The organism is Agromyces binzhouensis (assembly GCF_004135055.1).
Lineage (GTDB): Bacteria > Actinomycetota > Actinomycetes > Actinomycetales > Microbacteriaceae > Agromyces > Agromyces binzhouensis.
Window position 1 is genome coordinate 1 of the sequence record NZ_SDPL01000429.1, and the last position, 2,648, is coordinate 2,648.

The following is a 2,648-nucleotide window of genomic DNA, read 5'->3' on the forward strand; positions in this document are numbered from 1 at the left end:
GCGATCGACCTCGGCGAGCGCCGCGCGCGCCGTCTCCTCGTCGGCCGTCCAGCCGAGGGCGACGGGGAGGCCGCCGGGCGCGGCATCCGTCACCTCGAGGTGGGCGACGACCCACCACCCGGGGACGCCGTCGTTGAGGCGGCCCTGCACGAGCATGGTGTCGCCCGGCACGATCGTGCCGGTCACCGAGACGCGCTGGCCGGTCGCCGCCTGCTCGGTCGGGCCGTCGGGCCGAACCACGTCACCGAAGGGGCGCACGTCCTCGGTGGGTCGCTCGACCACGGTCGCCTGCTCGACCGCACGGTCGACCTGCCACTGCGCGAGGAGCGCGAAGCCCGCCGCGATGCCGAGCGCAGCGATCAGGGCGAGCACCCAGCGGGGGCGCAGCATCATCCGGAGCATGTCGCCCGAGATTCTAGCCGGGCGGGATGCGCGCCCCCTGCGAGCGGTCTCGGCGGATCAGTCGACCTTCACGATGTCGGGCGCCTCGAGCCGCTCCCGGTCGGCCGACTCGTCGTCGGGCTGCTCCTGCGACGCCCGCTCCGCGGCGACGCGCTGCAGGTACCGCTCGACCTCGAGCGCCTCGCGGTCTGCGTCCCAGCCGAGCACGCCCGCCATGAGCCTCGCGGCGACCGGCGCGGCTGAGACCCCGCGGTCCCACGCCTCGATCGAGATGCGCGTGCGCCGCGCGAGCACGTCGTCGAGGTGCAGGGCACCCTCGTGCGAGGCGGCGTACACGACCTCGGCGCCGAGGTAGTCGTCGGCCCCGGGCAGCGGATCGCCGAGTTCGGGGGTCTCGCGGATCAGGTCGAGGAGTTCGTCGGTGAGCGTGCCGTACCGGTTCAGCAGGTGCTCGATTCGGACCTTGTGGACGCCGAACGCCCGGGCGATCTTGCCGCGCTTGTTCCAGGCGGCCTGGTATCCCTCGGCACCGAGGAGCGGGATGTCCTGCGTCGTCGAGGTGGGCACGCGACCGTCGAGCGCGTCGGCGGCCGCGTCGATCGCGTCCTTCGCCATGACCCGGTAGGTGGTCCACTTGCCGCCGGCGACGACGACGAGCCCGGGCACGGTGTGCGCGACGACGTGCTCGCGCGAGAGCTTCGACGTCGACTCGCTCTCCCCCGCGAGCAACGGCCTGAGCCCCGCGAACACGCCCTCCACGTCCTCGCGGGTCAGCGGGATCGCCAGGACGGCGTTCACGTGCTCGATCAGGTAGTCGATGTCGGCCGCCGTCGCCGCCGGGTGCGCCTTGTCGAGGTTCCAGTCGGTGTCGGTCGTGCCGATCAGCCAGTGCCGGCCCCACGGGATGACGAACAGCACGCTCTTCTCGGTGCGGAAGATCATGCCCATGGCCGACTGGATGCGGTCGCGCGGCACGACGAGGTGGATGCCCTTGGACGCGCGCACCTTGAAGGTGCCACGCTCGCCCACCATGCGCTGCGTGTCGTCGGTCCACACCCCGGTCGCGTTCACGACCTGCTTCGCACGGATCTCGAAGTGCTCGTCGGTCTGCAGGTCGTGGGCCTTGACGCCCACCACGCGCTCGCCCACCTTCACGAAGCCCTCGACCTTGACCCGGCTCGCGACGTGCGCGCCGTAGAACGACGCGGTGCGGGCGAGGGATGCCACGTACCGGGCGTCGTCGACCTGCGCGTCGTAGTACGTCAGCCCGCCGACGAGCGCGTCCTCCGAGAGGGACGGGATCGCGCGCATGACCTGGCGCTTCGAGAGATGCCGGTGGTGCGGCACGCCCGGCGGTCGTCCGCCCGAGTAGCTGAAGATGTCGTAGAGCAGCATGCCGGCGCCGATGTAGACCCGCTCGAACACCCGCTTCTGCAGCGGGTAGAGGAACCGCACGGGCTTCACGAGGTGCGGCGCGATGCGCTGCAGCAGGAGGCCGCGTTCGATGAGCGCCTCGCGCACGAGTCGGAAGTCGAGCTGCTCGAGGTAGCGGATGCCGCCGTGCACGAGCTTGGACGATCGGCTCGAGGTGCCCGACGCCCAGTCCCTCGCCTCGAGGAGTCCGGTCGACAGCCCGCGTGTCACGGCGTCGAGCGCCGCGCCCGTGCCGACGATGCCACCGCCGACCACGAGGACGTCGAGTTCCTTCTCCTTGAGGCGTGCGATCGCCGCCTCACGCTCCTCCGGTCCGAGCTTGTTCGAACGCGTCACCGTCTTCAGTCTCGCCATCGTCGCTCCCCATCCCCGGGCGGACCGCGGCGGCCACGCCCGTCCGTCCCAACGCTACCCGAGCGCCGCGCGCTGGGCCATGGAATCGGCTGGGGATGCGGGCGGGTTGACAGTCGGCGCCGGAACGGTCGACCGCGACCGCGACCGCGGGGGACGGCCGTCGCCGCTGCGACGAACCGGACGGATGCGGACTACGCCGACTGGTACGGCGCGACGACGACCTCGACCCGCTGGAACTCCTTGAGGTCGGAGTACCCGGTGGTGGCCATCGACTTGCGCAGCGCACCGACGAGGTTGGCCGTGCCGTCGGCGGCGGGCGCGGGGCCGTAGAGGATCTCCTCGAGCGGGGCGACCTGGCCGACCTGCACGCGCTGGCCGCGCGGCAGCTTCGAGTGGTGCGCCTCCGGGCCCCAGTGCCATCCGCCGCCCGGGGCGTCGGTCGCACGCGCGAGCGCCGC

Annotated in this window: 2 protein-coding genes and 1 pseudogene; all 3 read right to left on the bottom strand. The window is 72.4% G+C overall.

What is annotated here, in order from left to right; translation table 11 throughout:
• Positions 1-402 (bottom strand): SURF1 family cytochrome oxidase biogenesis protein (locus ESO86_RS15205; protein WP_277985238.1); only part of this gene is annotated, 402 nt, incomplete at its 3' end.
• Positions 403-459: 57 nt separating this feature from the next.
• Positions 460-2,190, bottom strand: coding sequence for a glycerol-3-phosphate dehydrogenase/oxidase (locus ESO86_RS15210; RefSeq protein ID WP_207207171.1), 1,731 nt, complete (start codon positions 2,188-2,190; stop codon positions 460-462).
• Between the two features lie 191 nt (positions 2,191-2,381).
• A pseudogene (locus tag ESO86_RS15215) lies at positions 2,382-2,648 on the bottom strand (GuaB3 family IMP dehydrogenase-related protein); the annotation flags it as partial.